This window comes from Haematomicrobium sanguinis DSM 21259, from assembly GCF_000688395.1.
In the GTDB taxonomy this organism is placed as follows: Bacteria; Actinomycetota; Actinomycetes; order Actinomycetales; family Micrococcaceae; genus Haematomicrobium; species Haematomicrobium sanguinis.
The window spans coordinates 21,794-37,893 of record NZ_JIAG01000008.1; the positions used below are offsets into that span (position 1 = coordinate 21,794).

17 protein-coding genes are annotated in these 16,100 nt (G+C 62.7%); 14 read left to right on the forward strand and 3 right to left on the reverse strand.

Translation table 11 applies throughout. From position 1 onward, the window contains the following. Nucleotides 1-10 precede the first annotated feature (10 nt). From O148_RS0108190 to O148_RS0108200, 3 genes are all read left to right on the forward strand, one after another. Nucleotides 11-1,300, forward strand: a complete 1,290-nt coding sequence (locus O148_RS0108190) for an ABC transporter ATP-binding protein (protein ID WP_026530525.1) — start codon at nucleotides 11-13, stop codon at nucleotides 1,298-1,300. A 124-nt stretch (nucleotides 1,301-1,424) separates the two neighbouring features. Next, nucleotides 1,425-2,621: a 1-deoxy-D-xylulose-5-phosphate reductoisomerase gene (gene dxr / locus O148_RS0108195; protein ID WP_035745533.1), complete on the forward strand. Its 1,197-nt coding sequence runs from the start codon at nucleotides 1,425-1,427 to the stop codon at nucleotides 2,619-2,621. 45 nt (nucleotides 2,622-2,666) lie between these two features. Next, a complete protein-coding gene (locus tag O148_RS0108200; RefSeq protein ID WP_026530527.1) occupies nucleotides 2,667-4,079 on the forward strand; it encodes a M50 family metallopeptidase in 1,413 nt (470 codons plus the stop codon). A gap of 76 nt (nucleotides 4,080-4,155) precedes the next feature. Here O148_RS0108200 and O148_RS17770 read toward each other — a convergent pair whose 3' ends face one another. Next, nucleotides 4,156-4,620, reverse strand: coding sequence for a hypothetical protein (locus tag O148_RS17770; RefSeq protein WP_157374583.1), 465 nt, complete (start codon nucleotides 4,618-4,620; stop codon nucleotides 4,156-4,158). On the opposite strand from O148_RS17770, the gene O148_RS17775 reads away from it, so the two are divergent. From O148_RS17775 to O148_RS0108240, 8 genes are all read left to right on the forward strand, one after another. Next, nucleotides 4,594-5,124, forward strand: a complete 531-nt coding sequence (locus O148_RS17775) for a hypothetical protein (protein ID WP_157374584.1) — start codon at nucleotides 4,594-4,596, stop codon at nucleotides 5,122-5,124. The genes O148_RS17770 and O148_RS17775 overlap by 27 nt on opposite strands. 207 nt (nucleotides 5,125-5,331) lie before the next feature. After that, nucleotides 5,332-5,955: a hypothetical protein gene (locus O148_RS15630; RefSeq protein ID WP_051620013.1), complete on the forward strand. Its 624-nt coding sequence runs from the start codon at nucleotides 5,332-5,334 to the stop codon at nucleotides 5,953-5,955. Next, nucleotides 5,952-6,452, forward strand: a complete 501-nt coding sequence (locus O148_RS0108215; RefSeq protein WP_051620014.1) for a hypothetical protein — start codon at nucleotides 5,952-5,954, stop codon at nucleotides 6,450-6,452. Before O148_RS15630 ends, O148_RS0108215 begins: the two co-directional genes overlap by 4 nt. 9 nt (nucleotides 6,453-6,461) lie before the next feature. Beyond that, entirely contained in the window at nucleotides 6,462-6,746 is a 285-nt protein-coding gene (locus tag O148_RS0108220; protein ID WP_026530530.1) for a YciI family protein, read from the forward strand. A gap of 121 nt (nucleotides 6,747-6,867) precedes the next feature. Next, nucleotides 6,868-8,034: a flavodoxin-dependent (E)-4-hydroxy-3-methylbut-2-enyl-diphosphate synthase gene (gene ispG, locus O148_RS0108225; protein WP_026530531.1), complete on the forward strand. Its 1,167-nt coding sequence runs from the start codon at nucleotides 6,868-6,870 to the stop codon at nucleotides 8,032-8,034. 30 nt (nucleotides 8,035-8,064) lie between these two features. After that, on the forward strand, nucleotides 8,065-8,955 hold the full coding sequence (locus O148_RS0108230; protein WP_051620015.1) for a GNAT family N-acetyltransferase: 891 nt from the start codon (nucleotides 8,065-8,067) through the stop codon (nucleotides 8,953-8,955). A 95-nt stretch (nucleotides 8,956-9,050) separates the two neighbouring features. After that, nucleotides 9,051-10,856, forward strand: a complete 1,806-nt coding sequence (locus O148_RS0108235; protein ID WP_026530533.1) for a proline--tRNA ligase — start codon at nucleotides 9,051-9,053, stop codon at nucleotides 10,854-10,856. Nucleotides 10,857-10,865: 9 nt separating this feature from the next. Continuing rightward, nucleotides 10,866-11,648: a TSUP family transporter gene (locus O148_RS0108240; protein WP_026530534.1), complete on the forward strand. Its 783-nt coding sequence runs from the start codon at nucleotides 10,866-10,868 to the stop codon at nucleotides 11,646-11,648. Between the two features lie 13 nt (nucleotides 11,649-11,661). Here O148_RS0108240 and O148_RS0108245 read toward each other — a convergent pair whose 3' ends face one another. Beyond that, nucleotides 11,662-12,753: an aminoglycoside phosphotransferase family protein gene (locus O148_RS0108245; RefSeq protein ID WP_026530535.1), complete on the reverse strand. Its 1,092-nt coding sequence runs from the start codon at nucleotides 12,751-12,753 to the stop codon at nucleotides 11,662-11,664. Further along, complete coding sequence (locus O148_RS0108250; protein WP_157374585.1) at nucleotides 12,750-13,835, reverse strand: DUF4439 domain-containing protein; 1,086 nt, start codon at nucleotides 13,833-13,835, stop codon at nucleotides 12,750-12,752. The genes O148_RS0108245 and O148_RS0108250 overlap by 4 nt, the downstream gene beginning before the upstream one ends. A gap of 109 nt (nucleotides 13,836-13,944) precedes the next feature. Here O148_RS0108250 and O148_RS0108255 point away from each other — a divergent pair, with 109 nt between their 5' ends. The 3 genes from O148_RS0108255 (at nucleotide 13,945) to O148_RS15640 (ending at nucleotide 16,088) form a co-directional block, all read left to right on the forward strand. After that, nucleotides 13,945-14,487, forward strand: a complete 543-nt coding sequence (locus O148_RS0108255; RefSeq protein ID WP_026530537.1) for a ribosome maturation factor RimP — start codon at nucleotides 13,945-13,947, stop codon at nucleotides 14,485-14,487. Beyond that, a complete protein-coding gene (gene nusA / locus O148_RS15635; protein ID WP_084157218.1) occupies nucleotides 14,488-15,537 on the forward strand; it encodes a transcription termination factor NusA in 1,050 nt (349 codons plus the stop codon). It abuts the gene before it with no gap. A gap of 239 nt (nucleotides 15,538-15,776) precedes the next feature. Beyond that, nucleotides 15,777-16,088, forward strand: coding sequence for a YlxR family protein (locus O148_RS15640; protein ID WP_035745535.1), 312 nt, complete (start codon nucleotides 15,777-15,779; stop codon nucleotides 16,086-16,088). Nucleotides 16,089-16,100: the final 12 nt, after the last annotated feature.

A 16,100-nucleotide genomic window follows, 5' to 3' on the forward strand; every position in this document is an offset into this window, starting at 1 on the left:
AGGATTCATCATGGCATCCATCACCCTGAACAACATCGTCAAAACCTACGGCGACGGTTACCCCGCCATCAACGACGTCTCCATCGACATCCCGGACGGCGAATTCATTATCCTGGTGGGCCCCTCCGGTTCCGGCAAGTCCACCCTGCTGCGCATGATTGTGGGACTCGAAGACATCACGAGCGGCGATCTGCTGATCAATGGCGAGCGCGTCAATGACAAGGCGCCCCGCGATCGCAACCTTGCCATGGTGTTCCAAAACTATGCGCTCTACCCGCACCTGACGGTCTTTGAAAACATCGCCTTCCCGCTGCGCCTAGCTAAGGGCCGGCACAGTGACGAGGAGGTCAACCGTCTGGTCACCCAGGCCGCGAAAACACTGGAATTGACCGACCACCTGCAACGCAAACCCGGCAACCTCTCCGGCGGTCAGCGTCAGCGTGTCGCGATGGGCCGCGCCATTGTTCGCCAGGCGGACGCCTTCCTCTTCGATGAGCCGCTCTCCAACCTGGACGCGAAACTCCGCGGCCAAATGCGCTCGGAAATTGCGCAGATGCAGCGCCGCCTCGGCATCACCAGCGTCTACGTCACGCACGACCAAACCGAAGCCATGACCCTCGGCGATCGCGTCGCAGTGCTCAAAAAGGGCGTGCTCCAACAAGTAGCCTCCCCCCGCGAACTCTACGAACAACCGATCAATCTCTTTGTGGCCGGGTTTATTGGCTCGCCCTCCATGAACTTTTTGCCCGCCACTATAGAAGGTACGACGGCGCGTACCCCACTTGGCGAGTTTGCGATACCTCAAGAGAAAGCAGAGAAAGCGACGGGCAAGAACGTGGTGTTGCTCGGCATTCGCCCCGAGGCCTTTGAGGACGCCTCCCTGGTGGATGAGGCCATCAAACCGCGCGGGTCCACGTTCAATGCAGACCTGACCCACACCGAATGGCTCGGCAACGAACAGTACGGGTACATCACCTTTGAACCCGAACCCGCCATGCGCGAGGTTCTGACCGATCTCGCCAAGGAAATGGACGCAGACGAGTTGCGCCCGCAAGTCGTGGTGTCCCTCGATGCGGCAAGCAGACTCAAAGGCGGCCGCACCGGTGAAATCTGGGTCGACACCCGTCGCGTGCACCTCTTTGATCCGGAGACCGGGGAGAACCTGACCCGCGACGCCGAAGAAGGCGCACGGCTCACCGCCGAAGCCGCGGAGGACCGCGCCGACGAGATCGCGCAGGCTCAAAAGGTCGATCAGGCGCAAGCTCAAGCCGAACGCGAAGCGCAACCCGAATCCGCCTAACCCCTCCTCGTCTATGTAGCGCGAAATGCCCATGTTCGCGCTAACATGGGCATTTCGCGCTACATAGACGAGGGGACGAGGTCCCCCGGCGGCGGCGCCACGGCACGACATTGAGGGAGAACGGATGCGCTCGGTCACGATTTTGGGGTCAACCGGGAGCATCGGTACCCAAGCACTCGAGGTCGTCGCCGCGAACCCAGATACATTCCGTGTCGTAGCCCTGACGGCAGGCGGCTCCAACCTCGATCTGCTCGCCCGCCAAGCGGCGCAGTTCGAGCCCGCAACGCTCGCGATCCACCACGGCGACCCCGACGCTCTCGCCGCACTCATTCAAGCGCACTCCGGCAATGCCGGCTACCGGCCCGAGATTCTCACCGGAGGCAACGCCTCGGCGAGCGTTGCCGGGAAGGCGGGCATCGCCGTCGTGCTCAATGCCATTACCGGGGCCATCGGTTTGGAACCCACCCTCGCTGCCCTACACGCGGGAGCAAGCCTTGCGCTGGCGAACAAGGAGTCGCTCATTATTGGCGGCGAGTTGGTCACGCGCGCGGCGAAACCCGGGCAGATTGTGCCGGTCGATTCAGAGCATTCGGCCATTGCCCAGGCGCTGCGCTCCGGCGCGCACGCCGAGGTTAAAAAGCTCATTCTGACCGCGAGCGGCGGGCCATTCCGCGGGTACACGCGCGAGCAGCTGGAGCGCGTGACGCCCACGGAGGCGCTTGCGCACCCGACGTGGGACATGGGCCGCATGGTCACCACGAATTCGGCGAGCATGGTCAACAAGGCGCTCGAGGTCATTGAGGCGCACCTGCTTTTTGACGTGCCGCTGGACGCGATCGAGGTGGTGGTGCACCCGCAGTCGGTCATTCATTCGATGGTGGAATTCATTGACGGCTCCACGATCGCGCAGGCGAGCCCGCCGGACATGAAACTGCCGATCGCGCTCGGGCTCAATTGGCCGGATCGTCTCGCCGGGGCCGCGCTGCCGGTGGACTGGACGCGCGCGCAGGAATGGACATTTGAGCCGCTGGATGACGCGGTGTTCCCGGCGGTTACGCTCGCGAAGGGCGCGGCGGCGCGTGGTGGCACGTACATGGCCGTGTACAACGCGGCCAATGAGGAAGCCGTCGACGCGTTTCACGAGGGGCTGCTCGATTTTGGGTCCATTACCGATGTGATTTCCGCGGCGCTCGGGGCGCACACGCCAAGCGGGGAGCTGACGCTGGAGTCCGTGTTGGCTGCCGATCGCTGGGCCCGCGAGTTCGCGCAGGAGCGGATGGGTGTGCGCGCCGGGATCGCTGACAGCGAGAACCAAGACTAGGCGAGTATTCTTAGCAACGCATCCGATCCGAAAGAAGTTTGATCTGTGACTGTTGTGCTTTTTCTTGGCGGCATTCTCGCCGTCGCCCTCGGCATCGCCATCTCCATTGCGCTGCACGAGGTGGGCCACTTGGTGCCCGCGAAACTCTTCAAGGTCCGCGTCACGCAATACATGATCGGGTTTGGGCCCACCATTTTTTCGCGCAAGCGCGGGGAGACCGAGTACGGCGTCAAGGCGTTGCCGCTTGGCGGGTACATCTCGATGATCGGCATGTTTCCGCCGGAGGAGCAGAAGAAGAACGACGGCGATGCCCCCTTGGTTGCCGCGGGTTCCGTGGGCGATTCGGCCGGGTCCGGCGCGGCGCCGGTGGTGCGCAAATCCAGCACCGGGATGTTTCAGCAGCTGGCCTCGGACGCGCGCAAGGCCGAGGCGGAGCGGTTGCAGCCCGGGGATGAGAACCGGATGTTTTACAAGCTGCCGATTTGGAAGCGGATTGTGATCATGATGGGCGGCCCGCTCATGAATCTGCTTTTGGGCACGCTCATTATTGGCGGGGTGCTCATGACATTTGGGACGCTCAAGCCGACCACCACGGTGCAATCGGTCAACGAGTGCGTGGTGCAAGTGAAGGCCGACGCCGCGCAGGACGCCGCGCCGGCGACGTGCGGGCCAAACGATCCGCTGGCCCCGGCAAGCCAGGCCGGTTTGAAGCCGGGCGATCAGATTGTGTCGTTTGCCGGTGTCCAGACGCCGACCTGGGCATCGTTGACCGGGGCGATCCGGGAGAACGCGGGGCGCCAGGTCACGATGGAGTTCATTCGCGACGGGCAGCGGCAGAGCGCCCAGATCACACCGCTGTTGCAAACCCGGCCGGATGTGGACGCGAACGGTATTGGGGTGCGGGACTCGTCTGGAAATTACCAATACTCTGATGTCGGGTTCATCGGCGTGGGGCCGACTTCCGTCATGATGACCGAGCCGGTGACCGCGATTCCCGGGATCATTGGCGACCAGTTGGCGCGCATTGGCGGGGTGGTGGTGAACCTGCCGGAGCGTATTTACAAGATCGGTGTGGCCGCGTTTAGCGATCAGGCCCGTGACCCGAATGGCCCAATGTCCGTGGTGGGTGTGGGGCGGTTGTCCGGTGAGATCTCGGCGATGGAGGAGATCCCGTTCCAGAACCGGGTGGCGACGGTGCTGATGCTGATCGGTTCGGTGAACTTGGCGCTGTTCGTGTTCAATCTGATTCCGCTGTTGCCCTTGGATGGCGGGCACGTCGCGGGGGCGCTCTTTGAGGGCGTGCGGCGGTTCTTCGCGAAGGTGTTCCGCCGGCGCGACCCTGGGCCGTTCGATATGACGAAGCTGCTCCCGGTGACATATGTGGTCGCGGGGCTGATGCTCGCGATGGGCGCGCTGTTGATCTACGCCGACATCGTCAAGCCCGTCCGCCTCTTCTAAAGCAAATTTAAGCGCCTCCCTAGGTTTTCAGCGTCCTATACGGCGCTGAAAACCTTTAACGGCGCTGAAAATTGAGTCAGGAGACGCCGGCGGCGCGGAGTTTGCGTTCCAGGGCGCCCGGCTGTTTCAGGTCTGACCAGGTCCAGCGAACCACGGTGAACCCGAGCGCGCGCAATCGGTCTTCGCGAACCTTCTCGTCAAAGACGACCTGGTCGGCGCTTCGACCGTTACGGAAAGCGGGGTCCACGTATTTGATCTTGCCGTCGAACTCGCCGATGACTCGGGCAAGGCGCCAAAAGTAGTCTGCGTAGCCAATCAGTCCTTGGCCGTCCTCAAAGCGCACCTGTAGTTCGGGGATGTCGAGCCCCGCGTCATACATTTGGACTCTCCCCAAAGACTCCCCGGCCGACATTGAAAGGCTGGAACCGAAAGCAAGGGCGTCATTCGCGCGCTCCATCTTCGCACCGGAGTCCAGGCGTCGCATGCCTGCGCGGATCAACCGGAGGGTCTCGGCGTGGGGAATGCCGTCGTTGATTTCCATTTCCCGAAGCAACCAATCAGTGGTCATGACCGCTTCGGTGAACTGTGTTGTGGATATGACCGAGAGCGCCGCGTCGAGCCGACCAAGGCGCGCAACGCCATCTATCTCGACGATCTCCGGGCACTTAAGTGGGATGGTTCGTCTGGCATAGCCATCCCCATTGTGCTGGCCCTGGCTTGTTCTCTGAATAAGGACGCGTGTCGGAGGACGCAGAAGCCACGAACCCCACAACAAGGCGGCGGACTTGCCGACCGCGACCACATCATGAACCCCGCGCCTTTGCAGCGCTCTCAATTTGAGAAGATGGCTGTCGGCGGGGGAGGCATCGACTATTTCGTCCGTGTATACGTAGTTGCCGCGATGGATTTTGGTGATGGATCCGGTTCGTGTCTTTTGAGCAACTCGGTCAAACGAGACTGGGCTGAACGGGTTGTAGCTGGCCGAAAAGACGTGAGGTATTTGGTTTGTCATGTGCCAAGTGTGGGCTTTCACGGCTGCCTGTAGTCGCCATAGCTATTCCATTGTGGATAAGTTCGTCAATTCGGGCGATTTCCGGTAATTGTGTAGGACCATCCCCCCGCTATCCCAGCAGATTTAAGCGTCGTTCTCGGTTTTCAGCACCGTATAGGGTGCTGAAAACCGAGAACGACGCTTAAATTTGATCAAGGGGGAGGGGTTGATTTGTGGTGATCAATGCAATACGGTTGAAACATGTTTGTCTTGACCATAGACCAGCGGCGCAGCCGGACCTCGACCGACAAAGTCCCCGCGCTTCTCGACGCCCTCAATAACATTCCCACGGTCCGCGCATTCCAGCGCACCGCGGGGGATGAAATCCAGGGCATCCTGGACCAACCGGCCGCCGTCCTCGACACCCTCGAAACAGCAACACGTCTGGGGGACTGGTACGTCGGCATCGGCATCGGCCCCGTCAACCAGCCGCTTCCGAAAAACGCCCGGGAGAGCAGCGGCCCGGCGCTCATCAGCGCCCGCGCCGCCGTCGATCGCGCCAAGAAGAAAGGCAACACCCTCCGTTTTGCGCTGGAGGCCGACGGCGATGCCTCCACGAGCGCCCGGCGCGCCGAAAGCGCGCTTGCCCTGTGGGTTCGCCTGCTCGCCGAGCGCGGCACGCGGGACTGGGAATACGTGGATGCCTTAGAGAATTACGACGGCGCGCGGCAGCCGGTTGCCAAACGGTTCGGCTTGAGCGCCCAGGCAGTGAGCAGCGCGGCCCAACGCGCCGGGTTTGACGAGGCACGAAACGCTCGCGACGCTCTAGGCTTCTTACTGGGGCTGACAGATGAGACGGCTAACCAGGAGGATTCAGCATCATGAACTTTGAATTTCCCTATTGGCAGGGGATCCAGTGGATCGTCGGCGGAATCATCCTAGTGCTGACCTATGTCATCGCGGTTGGTCTCGGGTGGCCGGTGACCCGCTTCTTTTTGAAATACGCCGCCCGCGCTCAAAAACCAGCCGCCAGCCCCGACCCTGCCGCTGACACCACCGAGTTGGCAGACCCGTGGCAAGAAAAAACGGCTGCGCCCGAGAAATCAGACGCCGACGCGGCTCTCGACCAAGAAGAGATCGAGACCACGCTGCGTGCCGGAGGCATCATCGGCATCCTGGAGCGCGCGGCCGTCGTGCTCTGTATCTTGGCAGGTCAACCCATCGCGATCGCCTATGTCGTCGCGATCAAAGCCCTGGGCCGGTACCCGGAACTCGTCAATTCTCCCAAGGAGTCAGAACGGTTCATCGTCGGGACCCTCGCCTCAATCCTCTGGGCGTCATTCATCGCCGTGATTGGCATCTTTGCCCTGCAACTCGTCTAATCTGAGGTCATGAAAACTTTTGCGGTGACCTATGCCTATGCCCCCGAAACGCTGGATACCCGCGACGAAGTCCGCGCCACGCACCGCGCGTGGCTCCAAGACCTCGCAGATGCGGGCACCGTCTTGTCTGCCGGAAAGTATGCGGATAACACCGGCGCGCTCTTGATATTCGTCACAGCGGATGAAGACGAGTTGCGCGCGCTCCTGGCAGAAGACCCGTACGCCAAGGCCGGTTGCGTCGCGGATGTAAGCGTCAAGGAATGGACCCCGGCGATTGGTGCGTTTGCAGGTTAGCGGCGTTTCAAGCGCCCTCTCCTGGATAGCTTGGCTTCGTTGCCAGGTTTGCGGGGGATAATGGAAGCTCAGACTCAGCACGACCGTCGAGCGCGGGCGTGCGAACTCTTTGGAGGATGACTTGACCTCGGTCAACTTGGGAATGCCCGCAGCACCGCCGCCCGTATTGGCGCCCCGTCGGAAGACACGTCAGATTAAGGTCGGCTCGGTGGGAGTCGGCAGCGATTTCCCCATTTCGGTGCAGTCGATGACCACCACACCGACCACCGATATCAACGCCACCCTGCAACAGATCGCGGAATTGACCGCATCCGGTTGCGACATTGTGCGCGTGGCCTGCCCCAGCGCCGATGACGCGGCCGCTCTTCCGATCATTGCCAAGAAGAGCCAGATCCCGGTCATCGCGGACATTCACTTCCAACCCAAGTATGTTTTTGCGGCGATTGACGCCGGTTGCGCGGCAGTCCGCGTCAACCCGGGCAACATCCGCAAATTTGACGATCAGGTCAAGGAGATCGCGCAAGCCGCATCCGACGCCGGAGTCTCCATCCGCATCGGTGTGAACGCCGGCTCGCTTGACCCGCGTTTGCTGGCCAAATACGGCAAGGCCACTCCCGAGGCGCTCGTAGAGTCTGCCGTCTGGGAAGCCTCGCTCTTTGAAGAGCACGATTTCCACGACTTCAAAATCTCGGTCAAGCACAATGACCCGGTCGTGATGGTCCGCGCCTATGAACTGCTTGCCGAGCGCGGCGACTGGCCGCTGCACTTGGGCGTCACCGAAGCTGGCCCCGCATTCCAGGGCACCATCAAGTCAGCCACCGCATTCGGCGCGCTTCTCTCCCAGGGCATTGGTGACACGATCCGGGTGTCCCTCTCCGCCCCGCCGGTCGAGGAAATCAAGGTCGGCAACCAGATCCTGCAGAGCCTGAATTTGCGGCCGCGCAAGCTGGAAATTGTCTCTTGCCCGTCCTGCGGCCGCGCGCAGGTGGACGTCTACACGCTTGCCGATAAGGTCACCGCGGGACTGGAAGGCATGGAAGTTCCGTTGCGCGTGGCCGTTATGGGTTGCGTCGTGAACGGACCGGGTGAAGCGCGCGAAGCAGATCTCGGCGTCGCCTCCGGCAACGGCAAGGGCCAAATCTTCGTCAAGGGCGAGGTCATCAAAACCGTACCCGAGGATCAGATCGTCGAAACGCTCATCGACGAGGCCATGCGATTGGCGGAGACGATGGACACCGGCGAAGACGGCGATGCCGCCCCCGGCAAGCCCATGGTTACGGTCAGCTAGCGACACCAGAGAACGAGCGCAACGGCAAAGATGGGAAAGCTCACCGAAAGCGCCGAACGCTCCGGCGCGCGCGGGCAGTCTGAGAGCGGGCCCACCGTCCGCGCCCTCACCATCGAGGACCAACCCCAGCTCTACGCGCTCCTGGATCAACACCCCATTAACGGGGTATTCATCCAGGGCCACCTCGCCGAACGCCCCACCTTCTTCTCGAGCCCGCACGGCCCCAGCATCATCGGCCGGTTCCACGGGCAACACCTTGTCGACGTGTGCTGGCTCGGCGCCAACGCCGTCCCGCTAGACGCCCAAGATTCCGGCGAACTCTGGGCCCGCTACGCCAACCGCAACAACTTCCGCCCGGTCTCGATCTTCGGCCCGCAACGCAGCGCGCTCGCCATGTGGCAGCACTACCAGAGCAGCAAAGAGCCCTTCGCTATCCGGGAAAACCAGCCCCTATTAGCCACCAGCACACCACCGAAAAACACCACACCCCACCCGGACCTCCGCCAAGCGACACGGGCGGACCTGCCCCAGCTCTTCCCCGCCGCCGTCGCCATGTTCACCGAGGAGGTCGGCTACTCGCCGGTCGCCAACGGCAGCCGCAGCTACGAGGAACGCATCGCCGATCGCATCGACCGCGGCTACTCCTACCTCCTGAGAGACCCCGAAACCCAGGACGTCATTTTCAAGGCCGAACTCGGCAATGTCTCCGCACAGGTCGCCCAAATCAATGGCGTCTGGGTAGCACCCCAGCACCGAGGCGCCGGTATCGCGCAAAGGTGCCTCACCGCCGTCGTCATTCATGCACTGGGCCAGGTGGATACGGTGAGTCTCTACGTCAATCACTACAACACGCCCGCGCTCGGGCTGTACCGCAAGCTCGGCTTTGAGCAGATCGGCACCTTCGCGACCATCCTCCTGTAGCGGCCGCTTAGCGCCCGCGCGCGCGAGGCACTAGATTAGTTACGAACACTCGCCCGCCCAGAACGGCTAGAACGCCCAGATAGGAACCCTCACCGGTGCTTCGACTTTCCACGCTCTTTGTGCGCACGCTGCGCGATGACCCTGCCGATGCCGAAATCGCGAGCCACAAGCTGCTCGTGCGCGCCGGATACATTCGCCGCGCCGCCCCGGGTATTTATTCGTGGTTGCCGCTCGGGCTGAAGGTGCTCGGGCGCGTGGAGAATATCGTGCGTGAGGAAATGGACGCGTTCGGCGCCCAAGAGGTGCATTTCCCCGCGCTATTGCCGCGCGAACCCTATGAGGCGACCGGCCGCTGGAGCGAATATGGCGACAATATTTTCACGCTGACCGACCGCAAAGACGCCGAATATCTGCTGGCGCCCACGCACGAGGAGATGTTCACGCTCCTCGTCAAGGACCTGTATACCTCCTACAAGGACCTGCCGCTCTCGCTCTACCAAATCCAGACCAAGTACCGCGACGAGGCCCGTCCGCGCGCCGGGCTGTTGCGCGGCCGCGAGTTCATCATGAAGGACTCTTACTCGTTCAGCGTCGATGACGAGGGCCTGGACGCCGCCTATGACGCGCACCGCGCCGCCTACCTGCGCATTTTCGAGCGCCTCGGCCTGCCGGTGGTGCCGGTCGCCGCGACTGCGGGGGCTATGGGCGGTTCGCGTTCGGAGGAGTTCCTGCACCCCTCGCCTGCCGGGGAGGACACCTTTGTGATGTCCGACGGCGGTTACGCGGCTAACGTAGAGGCGGTCACCACACGCGCGCCTCACGAGAGCGATTTTTCTGCCGCGCCTGCGGCGCGAGTGTTGGACACACCCGATACGCCCACGATTGAGACGCTGGTCGCGGCTGCGAACGGGTTGGGCGAGGAACTCGGCGAGTTGGCACGTGAGTTTAGCGCCGCAGACACGCTGAAGAACGTGGTGCTTGCGGTGGTTTCCCCGGATGGCGAACGGTCCCTGGTGGTGGTCGGGTTGCCGGGGGATCGGGACGTGGACCTGAAGCGGCTGGAAGCCAATATCGGGCCCTTGGTCGGCGTTGCCGGCGAGCCCGCGGTGGAAGCCGCCAATGATGCGGATCTCGCGAAGAACCCGGGACTTGTCAAGGGGTACATCGGGCCCGGGCTGTCTTTGGACGCCGCGGTGCTGGGCGCCGAAGGGAAGCTTGGCATCCCCTATTTAGTGGACCCGCGCGTTGTCTCGGGAACCACCTGGATTACCGGCGCGAACGAGCACGGCAAGCACGTCTTCGGCCTGGTCGCCGGACGGGACTTCACCTGGGACGGGGTGGTTGAGGCCGCCTCGGTGCGCGACGGCGACGAAGCCCCCGACGGTTCCGGCCCGCTCACCACGCACCGCGGTATCGAGTTGGGGCACGTCTTTAACCTCGGCCGCAAGTACGCGGATGCCCTGGGGCTGCAGGTGCTGGATCAGAACGGGAAGCTCGTGACCGTCACCATGGGCTCCTACGGTCTCGGTGTGACGCGCACGCTCGCCGCGATTGCCGAGGCGAACAATGACGAGCGTGGCCTGATCTGGCCCGCTGCCGTCGCCCCCGCCGACGTGCACATTGTCGCGACCGGGAAGGATGAGGAAGTCTTCACCGCGGCCGCGGAGTTGGCTACCGACCTGGAAGACGCTGGACTCGAGGTGCTCTTTGACGACCGCCGCAAGGTGTCCCCGGGAGTGAAATTCGGCGACGCCGAGCTCATCGGCGTTCCGCTGATCGTGGTGGTGGGTCGCGGCTTGCAAGAAGGCAAGATCGAAATCAAGGACCGGGCGAGCGGCGAATCCCGCGAGGTTCCCTTCCTTGATGCGGCCGCAGAAATTCGCTCCAGCATCGCGCGGTAGTTCGGCGCCGTGGGTGCGGTTGAGCTGAGCCTCGGGCTGATACTGCTGGTCCTTGTGGCCGGGCTGGCCGCGGGATGGATCGATGCCGTGGTTGGCGGCGGGGGACTGTTGCAGTTGCCCGCGCTCCTGCTGGTCCCCGGGATCACGCCGGTGCAGGCGCTCGCCACCAACAAGCTCGGCTCCATCTTTGGTACCTCCACCAGTGCGGTCACCTACTTTCGGCGTATCTCACCGGACTTGGCGACCGCCATTCCCATGGCATGTGTGGCACTGCTGGGGAGTTTCGGCGGGGCGATCGTCGCGCTACATCTGCCGCAAAGCGTGTTCAAGCCGATCATCGTGGTGGCGCTGATCGCGGTGGCGCTGTTTACCGCTTTCCGGCCCTCGATCGGGGCCGTGTCGGCGCTGAAGCACCGCGGACGAAAGCATTATGGTTTAGCCGTGCTCATCGGTCTGGCGATCGGGTTCTACGATGGGCTCATTGGCCCGGGAACCGGGTCATTTCTGGTCATTGCGCTGGTGAGCGTGCTGGGGTACTCGTTCCTGGAATCCAGCGCCAAAGCGAAAATGATCAACGTCGCCACCAACCTCGGGGCGCTTATTCTATTCATTCCCAACGGTGCGGTGTTGTGGGTGCTGGGGCTTATCCTCGGTGCCGGGAATTTGGTGGGCGGTTATATCGGCTCGCGGATGGCGATCGCGCGCGGGAACGCGTTTATTCGGATCGTGTTTCTCGTGGTGGTGTTTGCACTCATTATTAAGCTCGGCTGGGACATCGCGACCGGCGCCTGAGCCCCCGTCCAGGCTAGAGGGGTGGGAAGGACGTGTGCTCGCCGAGCCTGGGATGGAGCCGGCCCATCGAAGCGGCCGCCACCCAGACGCTGCGCTCGGCCCACTGGCTCATTCGCCGCGACTGATCCGAGCCGGAGCCGCGCGCATTGGCGGCGCGGGTTTGCGACTCATCGATTTCCTTGAGGGCGTTATCCAGGTTCCGCACGACCGACCATTTAAGCGCCAAATCGAGGTCGAAACCCGCCGCAGCTGCAAAGCGCGCGGCACGGGCCTGAACATCCGCGACGGGATCGGCGCTCTCATATTCGGCAATCCTGTTCCACAGGAGAGGAGCCAGGGAAAATTCCGGCTCGCCGATCAATACTTGCGGATCGATCATGACCCACCCCGGCGCGAGCGGGTCGCCTTCGTGACGGGCGAGAATGTTTTCAAAATGCATATCGGTATTGATTAACGCATCGCTGCGACCGCCCTCGCGCAACCAGCCGCCGAGAAAATCCACGGCATGCTGATAGAGCCACGGTTCCAGCGGGTGTTCCAACCGCTCCCAGCGCTCGGAAATGTCGCGCAACAGCCCGGCCGCGACGTCGCCTTGGCGTGGAATCTTATCCAGCAACTCCAGCTCCGACGATGTCCAGTCAATGCTGCGGGTATCGATCGCGACTGCTTGTGAGACCTCGCCCCAGACGGCCACGGCGTCACTCATGGGCAGGTCGGTAAGCGAGCGGTGCCCATCGAGCCGTTCCATCAAAAAGGCGTGGTGAGAGCTATCCAGATCGAGGAGCTTGACCACGCCGGGGGTATCCCAGAGTCGAAGCGCCTCATGGTCAACGGCAAGACCATCGTGGGGGTAGGAAATTTTCAGCACCGCCAGGTGATCCGCGTCGCTTTCGGCGGTAAGTACCGGAATGGCAATGCCGCTATACCCGGTCCACGGAGTCTTATCCTCTTCGCCTCCGGTAGAACTTATCATCGCGTCAGTGTCGACCACTAATGACCAGCGTTCGCAGGCGGCATCGATCAACCGGGGCAACTTTTTGAGCCACGCTCGACCGGAACCGATTTCGCGATAGCGGTCCACGAGCGGCTGCGGAATGTCCATCATGAACCATCCGTGGTTTCTGATGCGGAGGGAGTCGGTGTGGCTAAGGCGTCATCGGTATCGAGACCGATAGCCGCGGGAACGTCTTCGGGCTTCGAGGGCGAAAGCGAGGCGTTCGCCTGAGTCAAAAACGACTGGAGCATGCGCCGACGATCGGTGGAATCGGTGAGGGAGATCGCGTTTGCATACAGGCTCGTCAGTTGGTTTTCCACGGTCTGAAGCACGCTGGCGGCCCGTCCTTCGCCCACCTCATATGCGGCATCCACGGCGGGAACCAAACGGCAGGTGGCATTGGCATAGGCGCCAAGTTCGCGGGCCGCGGTTTGGTGACGCTGAATGCGGGCATCGGTTTCGCCCCAGCTTGCCTCCGGCAACTCGTTTCGGAGCAAGACGTTGGCGTAGGCGGCCTTGTGCTCGGCACTCACGAGTTGGGACAGCGTCGGCTCGTCAAGCTTCTCCGAACACACCGGCCCGGTGGGCTGAGCCGCGCTGGAAGCGAGCAGCGACAACGGCGTGATCTTCGGGTTGATGGACCGCGCTAGCGCTCCCTGACTTGCGGCAATGGCGGCAAACAGCCGGGCTGTATCGCGCGGGGCGTCAAGCGCGCGAGCCACATTGTCTTTGGCCAAGGACATGAGTTGTTCCGAGAACGCCGGCAAATCTACTTTTGCGGTGGGCGTCGGAGGGGTGGAACTCTCGCGAGATTCCGGTTTGCTGGAAGCGGGGGTGGACGAAACCCCCGGCGAAGTACCCCCGCCATCCGGTGAGGCGGTCGGTGAGGGTGAGGCGCCGCCGTCGTTCTTCATCCCCGGAAGGGCAAGCAACTCCGCCTGCTCGGCAAGCCGCGAGGCAACCCGCTCAAGCCCCAGCGAACCGGCCGTTTGCGCCGCCTTTCGGGCGGCACCGGACGCATCAAGTTGCGCTTGTTGGGCCGGAGTGAACTGCGGGCCTGGATCGTCTAACGGGTTCACCTGGATGCCGAGTGCCAGCACCAGGCCCAGCACAATCGCACCCAAAGCCAGGCGCCGACACGCGCGGCCAAAACTCGTTATCACCCGAGCGGGACCGTGCTTGCCTGTGTTCACGGACTCGATCTTTTCATGATTTGGCCCCCTGCGCCCTCAAGCGATGCCACGCAAGCCTGAAAATGTCGCTAGGCTATAAAGAGCAAAAGCACAATACGAGGGAGGCACCATGGCGGCTCACCCAGGGGACAAGGCTTACGACGACGCCGAGACCACACGCCTGAGAACGATCATCGCTCCCATTGTCGAGAATGCACAGTTGTACCTGGAAGACGTGAATATTTCCGTGGCCGGCACGGAGCGGACAGTCCACGTTGTGGTGGATTTGCCGGAGGATCAAACCGGCGGCGTCAGTTTGGACGCGATTGCGGAACTGTCCCATCGGCTTGGCGATGCCATTGACGATCAGACCGACGCTCGCCCATATACCCTCGACGTTTCCTCGCCCGGTCTCAACCGGCCGTTGACCGAACCGCGCCAATGGAAACGGAACCTGGGACGCATTATTAAGGTCAAGCTGCACCACAGCGAGGTGGTTGTGGGTCGCTTGCAAGAAGTCGGCGAGGACGCCGTGGTGCTGGTGCCGGACCTGCCGCGGAAAAAGGGCACGAAGCCCAAAACGGGGGATCCGGTACGCATTAAGTACAGTGACATCAAGCGCGCCACCGTAGAAGTTGACTTCAGCCAGTCGGCCGCCGGTGAGGAGGCCTAAATGGATATTGATATGAGCGCATTGCGCATGCTGGAAAGCGAGCGCGAGATTTCCCTCGACTTGCTGGTGCCCACCATCGAACAGGCGCTTGTGGTGGCTTATCACAAGACGCCCGGCGCGATTCAAGACGCGCGGGCCGAGCTGGACCGCAAGAGCGGGCACGTGACGATTTGGGCCGCCGAGGTCGATGAAGAGGGCAATAAAATCGGCGAGTTTGATGACACGCCATCCGGCTTTGGGCGCATTGCCGCGTCCACCGCGCGCCAAGTCATTTTGCAGCGACTGCGCGATGCCGAGGACGAGGCCATCTTGGGCGAGTTCCGCGGCAAGGAGGGCGAGTTGGTGTCCGGGCTGATTCAGCAGGGCAACAACCCCAACATGGTGCAGGTCAATTTGGGCACCATTGAAGGCGTCATCCCGCCGCCCGAGCAGGTGCCTGGTGAAACCTACCCGCACGGTTCGCGTGTGCGCGCCTACGTGGTGGATGTGCACCGCGGCATTAAGGGTCCGTCGATCACGCTTTCCCGCTCTCACCCGGGGCTGGTGCGCAAACTCTTTGAACTGGAAGTTCCGGAGATCGCGAATAAGTCAGTGGAGATTGTGGCACTGGCCCGCGAGGCGGGGCACCGCACCAAAATCGCAGTCAAGGCGAACGTGCCCGGAATCAACGCCAAGGGCGCGTGCATTGGCGAGATGGGTGCGCGTGTGCGGGCCGTCATGAGCGAGCTTGGCGGGGAGAAAATCGACATTGTCGACTACTCGGACAACCCGGCGGAGTTCATTGCCAGCGCGCTCTCGCCGTCCCGGGTGTCCTCGGTGACAATTCTTGATGAGGCCGGGCGAGCCGCGCGCGTGGTGGTGCCGGACTTCCAGCTTTCGCTCGCGATCGGTAAGGAAGGGCAGAACGCCCGGCTGGCCGCGAAGCTCACCGGGTGGCGGATCGATATTGTGTCGGACGCGGGTGCCGGTTCCGGCGGGGCCGCTGGCGGAGCCGGCGCTGCAGGCGGGGCTGCTGGCGGTGCCGGCGCGCCGAGCCTGGACCAGTTTTAAGGCCCATTTTCCCTTTGCAGGCCCATATATGCGCCTGCAAAGTTAATTTAGGCCTGCAAACTGCACCGCCCGCCCACGGCGACCCCCACGCTGACCCCGGCGCCAGCCACCAACCCGCGCAACTTTGCCGCGACGCACGCCACGGGTAGACTGGAAAAGTTCACTGCTCGGGTCACTCCCGTCGCCGTGCGCTCACGAGGCAAGCTGAATTACGCAAGACAGGCAAGGACACGCCCTCAATGCAGGTACCGCTCCGGACATGCATTGGTTGCCGTAAAAAGGCTCCTCAAGGCGAACTGCTACGCGTCGCGATTCACGCTGAACACCCTGGCAGCACCCCTCAAGCCACGCTCGATGCGGGCCGCCGCCACCCGGGACGCGGCGCCTGGATTCATCCGGATTCGGAATGCATCCGCCACGCCAAACGTTCCAAAGCTGTTGCCCGGTCCGCCCGGCGCGCAGTCGACACCGAGGAACTCTTCGCCGAACTCGAGCAGAAGTTCCCGGAAAACAACCGTCAACCAGTCAACGAAAGCGGGTCAGAAAGATGAACACCCGATGAG

Coding starts and splice junctions, on each gene's coding strand:
- O148_RS0108190 (WP_026530525.1), top strand. CDS start 11: ATGGCATCCATCACCCTGAACAACATCGTCAAAACCTACGGCGACGGT.
- dxr (WP_035745533.1), top strand. CDS start 1,425: ATGCGCTCGGTCACGATTTTGGGGTCAACCGGGAGCATCGGTACCCAA.
- O148_RS17770 (WP_157374583.1), bottom strand. CDS start 4,620: ATGGAAATCAACGACGGCATTCCCCACGCCGAGACCCTCCGGTTGATC.
- O148_RS15630 (WP_051620013.1), top strand. CDS start 5,332: ATGTTTGTCTTGACCATAGACCAGCGGCGCAGCCGGACCTCGACCGAC.
- O148_RS0108215 (WP_051620014.1), top strand. CDS start 5,952: ATGAACTTTGAATTTCCCTATTGGCAGGGGATCCAGTGGATCGTCGGC.
- O148_RS0108220 (WP_026530530.1), top strand. CDS start 6,462: ATGAAAACTTTTGCGGTGACCTATGCCTATGCCCCCGAAACGCTGGAT.
- O148_RS0108230 (WP_051620015.1), top strand. CDS start 8,065: ATGGGAAAGCTCACCGAAAGCGCCGAACGCTCCGGCGCGCGCGGGCAG.
- O148_RS0108245 (WP_026530535.1), bottom strand. CDS start 12,753: ATGATGGACATTCCGCAGCCGCTCGTGGACCGCTATCGCGAAATCGGT.
- O148_RS0108255 (WP_026530537.1), top strand. CDS start 13,945: ATGGCGGCTCACCCAGGGGACAAGGCTTACGACGACGCCGAGACCACA.
- nusA (WP_084157218.1), top strand. CDS start 14,488: ATGGATATTGATATGAGCGCATTGCGCATGCTGGAAAGCGAGCGCGAG.
- O148_RS15640 (WP_035745535.1), top strand. CDS start 15,777: ATGCAGGTACCGCTCCGGACATGCATTGGTTGCCGTAAAAAGGCTCCT.